General features: G+C 35.1%; 13 protein-coding genes. 8 read left to right on the top strand and 5 right to left on the bottom strand.

Going from position 1 to position 14,897, the window contains the following annotated elements; genetic code table 11:
• Nucleotides 1-34 precede the first annotated feature (34 nt).
• Nucleotides 35-1,393, bottom strand: coding sequence for a cytosine permease (locus IV57_RS04730; RefSeq protein WP_057880355.1), 1,359 nt, complete (start codon nucleotides 1,391-1,393; stop codon nucleotides 35-37).
• A gap of 198 nt (nucleotides 1,394-1,591) precedes the next feature.
• Here IV57_RS04730 and codA point away from each other — a divergent pair, with 198 nt between their 5' ends.
• Together codA and IV57_RS04720 are read left to right on the top strand one after the other, a co-directional pair.
• A complete protein-coding gene (gene codA, locus IV57_RS04725; RefSeq protein ID WP_057880354.1) occupies nucleotides 1,592-2,824 on the top strand; it encodes a cytosine deaminase in 1,233 nt (410 codons plus the stop codon).
• Between the two features lie 74 nt (nucleotides 2,825-2,898).
• Nucleotides 2,899-3,582: a GTP pyrophosphokinase gene (locus tag IV57_RS04720; protein ID WP_057880353.1), complete on the top strand. Its 684-nt coding sequence runs from the start codon at nucleotides 2,899-2,901 to the stop codon at nucleotides 3,580-3,582.
• 48 nt (nucleotides 3,583-3,630) lie between these two features.
• Here IV57_RS04720 and IV57_RS04715 read toward each other — a convergent pair whose 3' ends face one another.
• Nucleotides 3,631-4,176, bottom strand: a complete 546-nt coding sequence (locus tag IV57_RS04715; protein ID WP_057880352.1) for a GNAT family N-acetyltransferase — start codon at nucleotides 4,174-4,176, stop codon at nucleotides 3,631-3,633.
• A 144-nt stretch (nucleotides 4,177-4,320) separates the two neighbouring features.
• On the opposite strand from IV57_RS04715, the gene IV57_RS04710 reads away from it, so the two are divergent.
• The 5 genes from IV57_RS04710 to IV57_RS04690 all read left to right on the top strand — a co-directional run bounded on the left by IV57_RS04710 (nucleotide 4,321) and on the right by IV57_RS04690 (nucleotide 11,063).
• Nucleotides 4,321-4,773 carry a MarR family winged helix-turn-helix transcriptional regulator gene (locus IV57_RS04710; protein WP_057880351.1) on the top strand — a complete coding sequence of 151 codons (453 nt, stop codon included), beginning with the start codon at nucleotides 4,321-4,323 and terminating at the stop codon, nucleotides 4,771-4,773.
• A gap of 47 nt (nucleotides 4,774-4,820) precedes the next feature.
• Nucleotides 4,821-6,587 (top strand): ABC transporter ATP-binding protein, encoded by a 1,767-nt coding sequence (locus IV57_RS04705; protein ID WP_057880350.1) that lies wholly within the window; start codon nucleotides 4,821-4,823, stop codon nucleotides 6,585-6,587.
• Nucleotides 6,584-8,314: an ABC transporter ATP-binding protein gene (locus IV57_RS04700; protein ID WP_057880349.1), complete on the top strand. Its 1,731-nt coding sequence runs from the start codon at nucleotides 6,584-6,586 to the stop codon at nucleotides 8,312-8,314. Before IV57_RS04705 ends, IV57_RS04700 begins: the two co-directional genes overlap by 4 nt.
• 296 nt (nucleotides 8,315-8,610) lie before the next feature.
• Complete coding sequence (locus IV57_RS04695; protein WP_057880348.1) at nucleotides 8,611-10,260, top strand: alpha,alpha-phosphotrehalase; 1,650 nt, start codon at nucleotides 8,611-8,613, stop codon at nucleotides 10,258-10,260.
• Nucleotides 10,261-10,331: 71 nt separating this feature from the next.
• Nucleotides 10,332-11,063 (top strand): GntR family transcriptional regulator, encoded by a 732-nt coding sequence (locus IV57_RS04690; RefSeq protein WP_057880347.1) that lies wholly within the window; start codon nucleotides 10,332-10,334, stop codon nucleotides 11,061-11,063.
• 43 nt (nucleotides 11,064-11,106) lie between these two features.
• Here the strand turns inward: IV57_RS04690 and IV57_RS04685 are convergent, their stop codons facing one another.
• The 3 genes from IV57_RS04685 to IV57_RS04675 all read right to left on the bottom strand — a co-directional run bounded on the left by IV57_RS04685 (nucleotide 11,107) and on the right by IV57_RS04675 (nucleotide 14,028).
• Nucleotides 11,107-11,829 (bottom strand): GntR family transcriptional regulator, encoded by a 723-nt coding sequence (locus IV57_RS04685; RefSeq protein WP_057880346.1) that lies wholly within the window; start codon nucleotides 11,827-11,829, stop codon nucleotides 11,107-11,109.
• 148 nt (nucleotides 11,830-11,977) lie between these two features.
• The gene (locus IV57_RS04680; protein ID WP_057880345.1) at nucleotides 11,978-13,054 is read right to left on the bottom strand and encodes an SGNH/GDSL hydrolase family protein; all 1,077 of its coding nucleotides are present in this window, start codon (nucleotides 13,052-13,054) and stop codon (nucleotides 11,978-11,980) included.
• A gap of 137 nt (nucleotides 13,055-13,191) precedes the next feature.
• Nucleotides 13,192-14,028, bottom strand: coding sequence for a WxL domain-containing protein (locus IV57_RS04675; protein WP_057880344.1), 837 nt, complete (start codon nucleotides 14,026-14,028; stop codon nucleotides 13,192-13,194).
• A gap of 422 nt (nucleotides 14,029-14,450) precedes the next feature.
• On the opposite strand from IV57_RS04675, the gene rpsN reads away from it, so the two are divergent.
• On the top strand, nucleotides 14,451-14,720 hold the full coding sequence (gene rpsN, locus IV57_RS04670; protein ID WP_057880343.1) for a 30S ribosomal protein S14: 270 nt from the start codon (nucleotides 14,451-14,453) through the stop codon (nucleotides 14,718-14,720).
• The last annotated feature ends 177 nt before the right edge of the window (nucleotides 14,721-14,897 follow it).

The raw sequence follows: 14,897 nt of genomic DNA, 5'->3' as shown, positions 1-14,897 counted from the left end.
TTAGCTTAAATATATAACTGCCCCAGTTGAAAAATTAGACTGATTTTTTTGAATTAAGAATTCTGGAACCAAAATAATAGCAAATGGCTGTGATGATCATGGCTGGGAAGGTTGCACCAACGGTATTAACAATGAAGCTTAGTTTGTTCAAACCGAGATAACTTAATACACCAATGACCCAAGTACCAATGGCCAGCAAATTGATTCCTTTGGTATACCAATAAGCACCGTTTACTTTGGAGAACTCTGAAACTTGATATTGTTTCTGACGAATAATGAAGAAATCAATCAAGAAGATAGCAATTTCTGGTCCTAAGAACATACCAATTCCATCTAAGAAGGTTTCAAAGGTCGTTAAGAAACTGGCAATATAGACTGGGATGAAAGTCATAACAGTGGCAATCAACGTGACAATCCATAAAGCAGGAGTTAATTTTAACCGATGGAAAATATTGGTCAAAGCTGATCCAGCAGCCATTAAATTCACGGCATTGGCAGTAGTACTAGTGATTACGATAACTAGCATTGCTAAGATTCCTAATCCTAATTTAGCAGCGATAGTACTTGGATCAGCATTGTTAGGATCGAACTTATTCAAAGTGATAGCGGTGGCAATGGTAGCAATCAAACCAATGAAGGCGAACCAGAATAAACCGATATTGGCACCTAAGAAGGAAGTAGTCGTGGCAGCGTGCTTGTCTTTGGTAAAACGACTAAAGTCAGCAGCAGCTGTGACCCAGGCCAGGTTAAAGGCTGCTAGGATATCGACGATTTTTCCACTTGGTAATTGGAACTTAGCTGCAGGTTGCCATTTGACAATTTCATGGAAAGGAACTGTTTTTAAAACAACGACAGATTCCCAGGTCACTAAGACGATAACTAAAATAATTCCGAATCGCTCGATCCATTTAACGGATTTTTCACCTAACGAGATACTGATTAGATGTAGAATGGACATAACTACAATTCCTATGATGATACTAAATTGATTGTGAAATGAAGAATTATCCCAACCGAGAATATCCTTTAAAATAAAACTGATTGATGTGGCTGCAATAAAGGTATTAATAGCCGCCCAACCGATAAATTGAATAACGTTAATAATTGAAGGTAAAATCGAACCTTTGACACCAAAGGATGGTCTAGTTAGAGTCATTGCTGGTAAGCCAGTTTTGTAGCCCATGTATGAAGCTAATCCCAAAAGAATATAAGAGATCGAACCGACAACGACCAAAAGTGTGGAAGCTTTGATCAATCCAACGGCAGCGATAACTCCACCAATATACCAAGTTCCATTATTGGCATTAGCACCGATCCAGGTCGCAAACATGTCCCATTTGGACATTGCCCGTTGTTCAGTTGTTGTTGCTTGAATATGTTCTTTTTTTGCCATATTTACCCCCGAAATGTTGAGCAGTAAAAAAGGGACCGCATTTGAGCAGTCCCTATAAATTACTAATTCACCGCTCTTTTGTCAGCCTCACTGGACTGCCTTTAAAAAGAATTATATTGTTGTTAGTCTAAAGTAGTAACTTGGCAATGTCAACTTAGAAATTGTATACTATATCAAAATTCAGAGGAGTGTATATCGATGTTATTACAACAAGTTAAAATCCAAAATCATTCAGCTCAAGATGTCAGAATTGAAGACGGTAAGTTTACTGAAATAGCCGATCATTTGGAACCAAGAACTGGTGAAGAAGTGATTGTTGGACATGAAAAATTGTTATTACCACCATTCGTCGATCCACATGTTCATTTGGATTCAACTTTAACGGCTGGTCAACCCGAATGGAATGAGAATGGTACATTGTTCGATGGAATTCGGATTTGGACGGAACGTAAAAAGGATTTAACCTATCAAGATGTTAAAAAACGTGCCATTTTAGCATTAAAGATGCAGGCTAGTCATGGTATTCAATTTGTTCGAACTCACGTTGATGTGACTGATCCTAGTTTAAAGGCTCTCAAAGCTTTAATTGATGTGCGTGAGAGCGTCAAAGAATGGATGACTTTGCAGATAGTGGCTTTTCCTCAAGAGGGAATCATGTCGTATCCAAATGGTAAAGAATTGATGCAAAAGGCTGTCGATTTGGGTGTTGATGTGGTTGGTGCAATTCCTCATTATGAATTTAACCGTGAGTATGGTGTGGAATCATTGCGTTTTGCTTTTGATTTGGCCCAAAGAAATGATTTGTTATTCGATGCTCACATTGATGAGATCGATGATCCTAGTTCCAGAAACTTAGAAACTTTAGCAACCTTGGCTTACGAAAGTGGTTTGGGTGAACGAGTAACAGCGTCACACACAACGGCGATGGGTTCATACAATGACGCTTATATGTATAAATTGATGCGTCTATTGAAGATGTCTAACATGAACTTTATTTCGAATCCGCTAGTTAATATGTACTTGGGTGGTCGTTTTGATACCTATCCTAAACGTCGTGGATTGACTCGAGTTAAGGAGTTGGATGAAAACGGAATTAACGTAGCCTTTGGTGAAGATGATATCAAAGATCCTTGGTATCCAATGGGTAATGGTAATATGTTTGATGTCTTAACTGAAGGGTTGCACGCAACACAGATGATGGGGCATGAACAAATTATGAACTCTTATAAATTCATTACCCTCAACAGTGCCAAAGTTATGAATGTACAAGATCAATACGGAATTGAAGTGGGGAAGCCAGCTAACTTTGTTTTGATCGATGCGCATAACTTCTTTGATGCCTTGAACAAACGGGCGGCAGTACTATTGTCAGTTCATAATGGGAAAGTAATTGGTAAGACAAAACCTGCAGAAACTGAGTTATATATTTAAATCAAATAAGTATAGAATATAGGCAACCGTCATGGTTGCTTTTTTGTTTAGACAATATTTTAAAGGATGGCAGTATGATATTAGAAAGACAAAACGTTATTAATTTAAAGAAACTTCAATCACAATTAGGCGGTTTGGAAAATCGGCCGCGAATTGACGAGCTGGCTAAGCTACTTAAAATGTTTCAACTTTATCAATCAGGACAACGAGAAATCAGTACTAAGTTAGAGAATCTGGATGCTGAATTTCAAGTGAACTTTGATTACAACCCCATTCATCATATGGAATCACGGATGAAGGATATGCAAAGTCTTTTACAAAAAGCTGAATTAAAAGGCTACGATTTAACAGCTGACAGTATTCAAAAAAATATTTATGATATTGCAGGAATTCGGGTCATCACTAATTATGTAGATGATATTTATAGTATTGAAAAGATGTTAACTAAACAGACTGATGTGACTTTGTTACGTCGCAAGGATTACATTAAACACCCTAAAGAAAGTGGTTATCGTAGTCTACATATTGTGGTCAAAGTACCAGTTTTCCAGTCAGATGGACCAGTTGATGTTCCCGTGGAAATTCAAATCAGAACTGTGGGAATGGATATGTGGGCTAGTTTGGAACATAAGTTACGTTATAAAACTGATGCCAACAAGGAATTAGTCGATAAATACGGTGACCAATTAAAAAATTATTCAGATGAATTAGAACAAATTGAACGTGGAATGCAAGATATTCACAAGAACTTAATTTAAAAATAAGTGTATAAAAAAGTCGTCTAACCGTTTGAGTTAGACGACTTTTTAAACGGCCTGTTCGTGGTGATCAGTTGTTAATGACCATTCATTTTTAGTTAATTCATAAGCCATAACATGAACAACTTCGCCGGTAGGGAAGGTGAAAGTTTCTTGTTCACCAAGATTTTTCATACCCATTTTGGCCATAACTCGACCGGAACGGGGATTGAGATCAGCATAGTGAGCTTCAATTTTATCAAAATTAAGTTTTTCAAAACCATAATTCATCATGGCTTGTCCAGCTTCAGCAACGTATCCATGACCCCAGGCATTTCGATTTAAAGCATAAGTTAAGATTCCGGTAGTGTTTTCGGGGTGAAATTCATAAAACCCAATCAATTTGTGAGTTTCTTTGCTTTCAATTCCGAAGGTATATTGTTGTTCCATTAAAAAATGATTTTCAAAAACATTGTTAAAGGCAGCAGGTGTTGTAATATCGTGATAGCGCATATATTTAACAACTTCAGCATCCAAAATAATTGTTTGTAGGTCATCGTGGTCACTAGGTTGTAGTGGACGAATGATCAATCGATCTGTTTTAATTGCACGCATTACTCTATCTCCAAATTTTCATTAGATTATGAATAATAACTCTTAATTATATTTATGTAAAATGATTTGTTTACTGAAAATTGTTGACATTGATTACAGAAAGAATTAATATAGTTCGCATACGAACAAATGAGGTGAACCGAAATGTTGAATCCTAAAGAAACAATTGTTTATAACGTCAGAGATTTATCATTACATATTTCGCATTATATTCAAGGCTCTATGCATGAACAAATGGATGATGATGGGCCCAAGGATAAAATTTCTCGATTACAAGGTATGGCAATTGGCTTTATGTATACACATCGGAATCACCAAATTATTCAAAAGGATTTTGAAAAGGGAATGTTTATTAGCAAATCAACAGCCAGCGGTCTAGTTAAACGTATGGTGAAAAATGGTTTGATCTATACAACACCATCAACTGACGATGCGAGAGTTAAATGTTTAAATTTAACTAACCACGCTCTCGATATTATGAATGAGGTTGATAGATGGGCTAAAATAACGGAAGAAACTTTACGACGAGGCATCGATCAGGACGAACTAGTTATTTTCTTTAAGGTGTTGAATCAAATTAGAGAAAACACTAAATAGTATTTTTTTACAGATATAGTTCGCATGCGAACCAGAGGAGGAACTAAATGATTAAATTATTCAAACGGCTAAATAAGAAAGAATATTCGATGATAGGAATCAGTTTGATCTTCATCGTTTTACAAGTTTGGCTAGAACTAGAAATACCTAGTTATATGACAACTATCACTGAAAAATTGGAACAACACGGAACGACCATTAATCAGATTATTCAACCAGGAATAATGATGATTCTATTTTCTGTTTTAAGCGCGGTCGCATCAATTATTGTTGGGTACTTTGCAGCCCACGTTGCGGCAGGATTCACAGCTAGATTGAGAAAAGATGTCTTTAATCAAGTAATGGATTATTCTACTTCAGATATTAAGAAGTTTTCGGTTTCCAGTTTGCTGACACGTTCAACTAATGATTTGACCCAATTACAACAATTTATTGCTATGGGTCTACAAGTTATTATCAAGGCTCCAATTACTGCTATCTGGGCGATCACTAAGATTGCTAATAAAGGTTGGCAATGGACTACTGCCACAGCTGTTGCCGTTGTATTTTTGATTGTTATGTTGACGTTTATTCTTTTGATGGTTCAACCAAAATTCAAGAAGGTTCAGGGTTTAACTGATCGTTTGAATTTAGTTACTAGAGAAAATCTTGCCGGTATCAGAGTTGTACATGCTTATAATGCTGAAGATTATCAGAATAGAAAATTTAATAAGGCCAACAAAGATTTAACAGATACTAATATGTTTGCTAACCGTGTTCTGGCATTGATGAATCCGGGAATGAGTTTTATTTCCAGTGCATTGACATTATCGGTTTATGGAATTGGTGCTGTAATTATCAATCAAGCCACCGTTGGTGCAGCAAGGTTAACGCTCTTTAGTAATATGATCGTGTTCTCGTCATATGCGATGCAAGTAATTATGGGATTCTTACTATTATCAATTATCTTTATTTTGTTACCACGTGTAACAGTTTCAGTTTCCAGAATTAACGAAGTGTTGGATGTGAAATCTTCAATTACAAATAATGAAGAAACTAAAGCCGCAACGAAAAATCCAGGCACAATTGAATATAAAAATGTTAGTTTCAGATACCCTGGCGCTGAAGCTGATGCAATCCACGATTTGAACTTTACAGCCAAGCAAGGTCAGACGATTGCTTTCATCGGTTCAACCGGTAGTGGTAAATCAACTGTTATGAATTTAATGCCAAGATTGTACGATACAACTCAAGGGCAAGTTTTGATCGATGGGGTTGATGTGAAAGATTATGCCGCTGAAGATCTGAACAATAAAATCAGTTATATTCCTCAAAAAGCAGTCTTATTCAGTGGATCAATTCGTTCTAATTTAGCTTTTGGTTCGACAGGAGTAAATGCTGAAAAGTCAGATAATGATCTTTATCAGGCATTAGATATTGCTCAATCGAAAGATTTCGTCGAGGAAAAGGACCAACAATTGGATGCAAAGGTAGCCCAACATGGGGATAACTTCTCAGGCGGACAGAAACAACGTTTAGCCGTAGCTCGTGCGATTGCCCGAAAACCAGAAATTCTCTTGTTTGATGATTCCTTCTCAGCGCTTGATTATGAAACTGATAAAAAATTGAGAACTGCTTTGAAAGAGCAAGCTGCACAAACTACTAAAGTTATCATTGCTCAAAGAATCAGTACTATTATGGATGCTGATCAAATTATCGTTTTAGATAATGGACGTGTAGCTGGTCAAGGTACGCATCAAGAATTATTGAAGAATAATGAAGTTTACCAAGAAATTGCTTACTCACAACTATCAAAGGAGGAACTTGCCGAATGAGAGTTTTAAAAGGTGCTAAGAAATATGGTTCCGAATACTTTGGGCCATTATTAATTGCCGTTATTTTTGCGATGGGCGGAAGTATCTTAACGATCATTGGTCCAAGTCAATTAAGTAAAATTACTGACTTAGTCACTAAGGGATTGTTTGGAACTGTTAATTTAACCAAAGTTATGAATATCGTTATGATGTTGGCAACTATCTATGTGATAGCGGCGATCGTGTCATATGGCCAAGGTTTCATCATGGCAACAATTACCCAGAAGTTTACCCAGAAATTAAGAACGAGAATAACTGAAAAAATCAATAATCTACCATTACAATATTTTGATACTCATAACGAGGGTGACACTCTTAGTCGAGTAACCAATGATTTGGATACAGTAGGACAATCACTAAATCAAAGCTTAGGTATTTTAGTTTCAGCAATCACTTTGTTGATCGGTAGTATCGTCATGATGTTCACTACTAACGTTACTTTAGGATTCACAGCTGTTTTGTCGGCCTTGTTGGGATTTGTATTGACGATTGTTTTGATTGCCAACTCACAAAAGTATTTCAATAATCAACAGAATAAATTAGCTGACGTTTCGAGTTATTTGGAAGAGATTTATACTGGTCATGATGTTGTAAAAACTTACAATTATACTAAGCAAGCTAAAAATGAATTTAATCAAATGAACGATGAACTTCAAGACAATGTTTGGAAATCACAATTTCTGTCAGGTATCATGCAACCATTGATGGCTTTTATTGGTAACTTTGGTTATGTAATGGTCAGTGTTATCGGAGCTATCTTAGTTTTAAATGGTCACATTACTATTGGCGTGATCGTAGCCTTTATGATCTATGTACGTCTATTTACGCAACCTTTATCACAGATCACTCAAGCTTTTACCAGTCTACAATCGGCTCAAGCAGCTATGAAACGGGTCTTTGGTTTTCTTGAAGAGGATGAAGTTGTTGATGATAAACAGAACCAAGAAGAAATTGCTGGTACTAAAGGAAATGTTGAATTTGATAATGTTGAATTTGGTTATCAACCCAATCAAAAAATCATCAAGAATTTCTCACTTCAAGCCAAAGCAGGTCAGAAAGTTGCTATCGTGGGTCCAACTGGTTCCGGTAAAACGACCACGGTTAATCTACTGATGCGTTTTTATGATATGAACAGTGGATCAATTAAGATTGATGGCGTTGATATTACCAAGATGAAACGTTCAGAGGTCAGAAAACAATTTGATATGGTCTTGCAAGAGGCTTGGTTATTCGATGATACGGTTCGCAATAACTTGGTTTATAATCAAAAAGATGTTACTGATGAACAAATTAAAGCAGCCACCAAGGCAGTTGGTTTGGATCACTTTATTGAGACATTACCACAAGGCTATGATACTGTTTTAAATGACTCTGTCAGCCTTTCCGTCGGTCAAAAACAACTCTTAACAATTGCCCGAGCTTTGATTCGGAATGCGCCAATGTTGATTCTTGATGAAGCTACTAGTTCAGTTGATACAAGAACTGAAGAACAGATTCAACAGGCTATGGATATTCTAATGAAGAATCGGACTTCCTTTGTTATAGCCCATCGCCTTTCAACGATTAAGAATGCTGATTTAATTCTAGTTGTCAAAGATGGGGAAATAATTGAACGAGGAACTCATGCAGAATTGATGTCTAAAAATGGATTTTATGCTAATATGTACAACAGTCAATTTACTAAATAAACTTTGGGGCAAATTCACAGTGTGGATTTGCTCTTTTTGATTAATTTGATATTAATTGTAATTTTTAGTGAAACAATTTTAAAAAAGGTTATAAAAATTAGCTGTATTCCCAAATTTTTATATATTTTTAAATCTATTTTAGGGTTATGAATACTATGATATGGACATTAGAATAATTATAAATGACAAAATTTATAATTTTTTAAATCTACAATCAATTGACAGGTGTATAAACATATTATAAACTTACGGCGTTGAGTAAGGCTTAATTTAAATACTGAGGAGTACTAATATAAATGGAAGAATGGCAAAAAGAAACTGTTTATCAAATTTATCCACGCAGTTTTCAGGATTCAAACGGAGATGGAATTGGTGATATCAATGGGATTATTTCTCGTTTAGACTATTTAAAAGAGTTAGGTATCGGTTTGATTTGGCTGACACCAATGTATCGTTCGCCAGGTAATGATAATGGTTACGATATTGCTGATTATTATCAAATTGACCCTGTTTTTGGATCGATGGAAGATTTTGAACGATTGTTGAATGAGGCCCATAAACGTGGGATCAAGATCATTATGGATATGGTGTTAAATCATACTTCAAATGAAAACCGTTGGTTCCAAGAAGCTTTGAAATCAAAGGATAATCCTTATCATGACTTTTATATTTGGCGTGATCCAGTTGAGGGGCATGAACCAAATAATTGGGTTTCAAAATTTAGTGGTAGTGCTTGGAAGTATGTACCAGAATTAAATCAATATTATCTACATCTCTATGATGTGACGATGCCTGATTTGAATTGGCGTAATGAAACCTTACGGGCTGAAATATTTAAGATGCTTAAAACCTGGGCTAACAAAGGTATCGATGGTTTTCGTTTGGATGTTATTAATAATATTTCTAAGGATAAAGATTTGCCCAATGATACGTTTAAAACACCTTTGGATGATGGAAGAAATTTCTATACTAATGGTCCTCATGTTCACGAATATATCCATGAAATGTATGAAGAAGTCTTTGGACCTAATAATTTCGTAACCGTAGGTGAATTATCGTCAACTCCAGTTTCTGAGGCTGTTAAGTATACCAATCCTGAACGTCAAGAATTATCAATGGCTTTTACGTTCCACCATGTGAAAGTTGATTATACTGGTGGCAACAAGTGGACCTTAGGTAACTATAAATTAACTGATTTGACAAGAATCTTAAGTGATTGGCAAGTTAAAATGAATCGTCATGGCGGTTGGAATGCATTGTTCTGGAATAATCATGATCAGCCACGAGCCATTTCTCGATTCACGGACGATAGTAAGTATCGTGATCAATCGGCCAAATTATTAGCGATGGTTGAATTTGGTTTGCAAGGAACACCTTATATTTATCAAGGTGACGAAATTGCAATGAAGAATGCTTACTTTACTGATATCAGCCAGTATAAAGATCATGAATCGATCAATGCTTATAATGAATTAGTCGATAATGGTCTTGATAAAGAGACTGCAATTAAAATTCTGCAACAAAAATCTCGTGAAAATTCCCGCTTGCCAATGCAATGGAATTCTAGTAAATACTATGGTTTCACAACTGGACAACCGTGGTTAAAACCACTTCATCATGATGATTACTCAGTAGAAAAAGTTTTGAAAATGAAGAATAATGTCTTTAATTTCTATCGAGCATTGATTTTTTTGCGTAAAAATAAGACTTTATTGACTGATGGAGCATATAAATTACTAGATTCTCAGGATAATAGCGTTTACAGCTATGAAAGATTTGACGATAAGGGTAAAATTTTAGTAATGGCTAATTTTACTGGTAAATCCCAGAAGAGGGATGTTGCAGAGGGTTTTGATTTGTTACTAGGTAATTATGAGGGAATCGAAATGAACGATGGTACCGTAACTTTACGACCATATGAATCTGTAATGTTAGAAAATAAATAGCGCCTATGGGGCGTTCTTTATCGTTGTCGAATAATTAGTAGACTGAAAGCAGTATTAACTGAGGAGAAAAAATGCCAAAAAATTTATATTCAGATATATATCACATATTAAAGGGTGAAATTGATAGTAACGTTTATCCACCCAAAACGATTTTGCCTGGTGAAGAAGATCTTTCTGAACGTTTCAGTGTGACTAGAAACACAATTCGCCGTGCCTTAAAGAAACTACAATCAGATGGGCTAGTTTATACCGTTAAGGGCCGTGGCGTTGTAGTTTTGGAACCTATTGTCGACAACCGAGTAATTTTCTCAGCTGCGAACCATTTTGGTTTTCAAGATTTGATGAGTTTTCCTCAGAATAAATTCATAAAAAAATTAACAACTAAGGTTTTGAAATTTGAGGAAGTTGAAATTGATGCTGCATTGTCAAAACATACTTCCTTCAGTATTGGTGATATTGCCTATTATGTTGAGCGACTTAGATTAGTCAATGGTAAAGCGATGGCTTTGGATACGAGTTATTTTAGAAAAGATAGTGTTCCTAATTTGACTATTACTAATGCAGAAAACTCAATTTATCAATATATTCGGGATGAACAGCTTTTTAAGATAGCTGCGGCTCGATCCGTTGCAACCGTGGAAACAGTTACCGATGAAGAGTCTAAATTGTTGGATTTGAAGGAAGCAAATTGTGTTGGTGCTTTGAAGAAGTACGTTTACACTGACTTAGGAAATCTTTTTGAATGTACTGAAACTAAGTATGTACCTGACCACTTCTCCTTGGTTGGTTTTGAATCGTATTAAAAGAGTAAATGAAAACCGCTAATCCTTAAGGATTAGCGGTTTTTTAGAATTTTAAAATTTGATTGAAGATGAAATTATCGGGAATAAAATGGGATTCAGTATATTCGAATTGTTTTCCATCATCATTAAATGCAAAACTAATCATATTACCCACACAGTTGTTCATACCTAAATTGAGATTTTCATAATCAACTTGATCGGCATGCTCAATTCGTAATTGACGTTTGACAACAGCAATTTTCATCTTTAAATCATTTCTTATATAATCATAAATAGATTGTTTGGAAATTTCAGGAGTAATACCAGGAACGATTTGGGCATTAAAATAATTGATATCCAAAACCGCATTCTTATTATTAATTCGACGGACACGTTTGATGGCATAAACAGGGATACCGATAGCGAAAGAAGTTTTGTGACTAAGTTCCTCATTAACAATAATCTGTTGAAAGTCGGCGATAATTGTTATTCTTTGAACATCCTGAGCATTATTTAAAGCTTGTAGTCCATCAATTTTTTCAAGACTTAGATTGATTTCTTGAGATTGTGGAGTTTGTTCTAAGACAACGACACCTTTACCTTTAACGCTATAAACTAGACCTTCATCAGATAATTGCTTGATGGCTTTTCTGACGGCATAGCGACTAACATGGAATTCGTCGATTAGAGCATCCTCAGTAGGAAGACGCATTTTAATATTGTATTTTCCGCTAGTGACACGCGTTTTAAGCTCCTGATAAATATCTTTGTTAATAATTTCAGCCATAAGTAACGCTCCAATATAATTGATTCAATATATACTACTCAATAATATATTATATCGAAAATAATTTAAATATTACAACCAATTATTGATAATATAATTTATAGAAATATATTCCATCACTCTATATGAATATGAATTGTTGGAATATTTAGATAATTTTCTTTCTAATTAATTGTTCGGCGATATATTTGGCAACAATTTTGCCGCCATTATTTGAAAAATGAACATGATCACCACAATCAAATTCTGGTTTTAGTCGGCTCTTGTCACTGACTAAGGTGGATAAATCGATAATATGAGGCATTGTTAGCAGACCACGGTTGATTTCTTGACGTAAGTTTTCCTTTTGAGCAGACCAGCCCAAAAGGCCACCATTAAGATTGCCATCAGCTGGAGTAATGGTCATGGGAATAAAAGTTGTATCAAATTTCTTACATTTAGACTTTAAAATAATAATAGCCTTTAGAACGGCTTCTGCAGTTGGCAATTCGGCGAGGGGGGTTCCAGTACCTGGATGCAATAAATCGTTGATTCCTTCCATAAATATAACGATATTAGGTTGATAGTTAGTCATCATGTGATCAAATCTGGTGAAACCAGCCTCACCAAAACTAGTTGACCATTTGGAAGTGCTGTTGCCAGGGTGTAAAAGACGATTACCAGAAATACCAAAATTAGCGGTCATAATCTGGAAATTATTTTCTAAATTCTTAGCCAGAGGAGCACTGAAATTACCCTGATTAGTTAGAGAATCACCGAAAAAAGCTAATTTTTCATAAGGCTGGTTGGTTTCAATTTGAATGCCGGAAATTCCAAAGAAATACTTTGGAATGGTTGGATCTTGATTAGCAGTATGAATCAAGTCATTGGAAATCGTCAGTCCGGAGGTATGAATAGTTTTATTAGGTGAAAATAAATCAATCGATAGAAAAGTATTAGCAACTAAGTCAATATCGATCCAATCGGACCATTTGATTAAACGTGGTTCGACACAGAAACTACTTTTACCATTTAAAGTGACAGTTCTTTTGTCAGACTGATTATTGAAGATTGTTAATTGTGAAATCTTTAAGGGGATTTCATCATATAAATTATTTAGCTGTAATCTAATTTTTTTAGTTGCGAGCGGCTGTAGTATTTCTAGATGTTGGTGCCCAGTCGCATTAATATTTTCTAGATTATCATAGTTAGTAAAGTTATGTCGCCAAGTGGTAGTTGTAATCATTTTTTGATCCTCTTTTTACGGATAATAATTTAATTATAGTCATAATAACATGTTTAAACATTTAATGTACCGCAAGAAAATCATTCCAAAAAAATATCCATAAAATCTGATTGGAAGATTTTATGGATATTGAAATTTTAATTTGAAGTTACTGTAGGTTTAGCCGTTAAAGTCCATGTAATAACAGAGTTCATCTTTTTAGCTGATTCTTTACTGTTATCTCCAGATCCAGGAATATTTAAACTAGCATCATCGGCACCAGTGAAGTTTGCCTTGATAACTCCAGCATTATAAGAACCCTTTGCTAAATCAATGATTGAGGCAGTAGTTGCATCATGAGTATCATCACCAGAATCTGTAGTTGAAGCTAGAGTATTTAGATTATCAGAAGTAGTGGAAATATTGTTATTGTCACCATCCAATAAAGGTAAAGAACTCAAATGTAAAATAGCTCTTAAATCAGCAGTTGAAGTATCAGAGTCGATTGACTTTAACTTACCCATTGATGCAGTCAATGTAAACCCAGGCATATCTTTTAAATCATTACGTGAATCAATGACCTCTAAAAGACCACTGTCATTACCATCTTCACCAGCAGTGATAGGTTTAGTTTTGTCAGTGCTGTTATAACCAGTCGTATCAACAGTGTTACCTTGTAATTTACCAGTTGTACCTTGCATCATGGAACCAAAGTTGAAGTTAGGAACAGCTTCAAGTGTCAAAATACCTGAAAGAACATTTACACTTACAGTAGAATGAGCATCTTCACCAGCAGTGACTGTGGTTGCATCGGTAGTAGCGGCTGTAGGCGTAGCACTCAATGTATTGGAACTATATGCAACATCTAACTTATTAGCATCATTGGTAACTTGAATTGCTTTATTAGTAGCAGCTTTAGCTGTAGTTAAGGGGGTAACAGACAGACTAAGGCTTAGTAGAGCTACTAAACGAACGATATTTTTTAACATTTTCATTAGCTGTCCCCCTAACTTATTTATTGGCAGATTCATTTCAGACCTGCTCCATGCTTAAAGTTTAGCAAAATTAATCAGACAGTTTGTATCGTAATTCATAAATGTTTTTTATCTAAACTGAAATAAGCTTGCTTTTTTCATAAATAGTGTTTATTTTTTTGGTATTTTAAATTAATGACTAAATATTAAAAATAGCAGCAGTATAAAATCGATTTAGTATGTTTAAAGATGATAAATGATTTTCTGAAAAATGTTAAGAAATATGCTGTGATTTCGATAACGCATATTTACAAGACGTATTAATTGCTGTCAATCAAATTGTTTGCTATGATACCCGTCTACTGATAAGTTTGATGGTGAAGTAAAAGAAATCACTAGCAATGACTTCCTAACAATGTTTAATAAAAAGAGGTTAGGTTGATATGGCTCGTAAAGCTAAAATAGAACGTGAAAAAAGATTACAAAGAACAGTGGATCGTTATGCAAAACTCCGTAATCACTTAAAGGCTGAGCATAATTATGAAGCCTTGAGTAAATTACCTAGAGATGCATCTCCAGTAAGATTACATTCTCGGGATGAACTTGATGGTCGTCCACATGCATTCTTGCGAAAGTTCGGCATGTCTCGTTTGAACTTTCGCAAACTAGCACATGAAGGTAAGATTCCTGGTGTAAAAAAAGCTAGTTGGTAATTAGCGAATATAAAAATAGATTCCTTTTTGGGAATCTATTTTTTTATGCTCTTAAAATTAATCCGATATTATCCTATCAGATTTGTTATCCTATTTATTGTGTGTAAAAAATCAAAAATTTGGTATTTATCTATGTAAGCGCACTATCTTACAGAACTGTCACATGAGACTAACACT

Origin of the sequence: Companilactobacillus kimchiensis, assembly GCF_001438805.1 — a bacterium.
In the GTDB taxonomy this organism is placed as follows: domain Bacteria; phylum Bacillota; class Bacilli; order Lactobacillales; family Lactobacillaceae; genus Companilactobacillus; species Companilactobacillus kimchiensis.
Note: the sequence above shows the minus strand (reverse complement) of the source record. Positions and strands in the feature narration are given on the sequence as shown.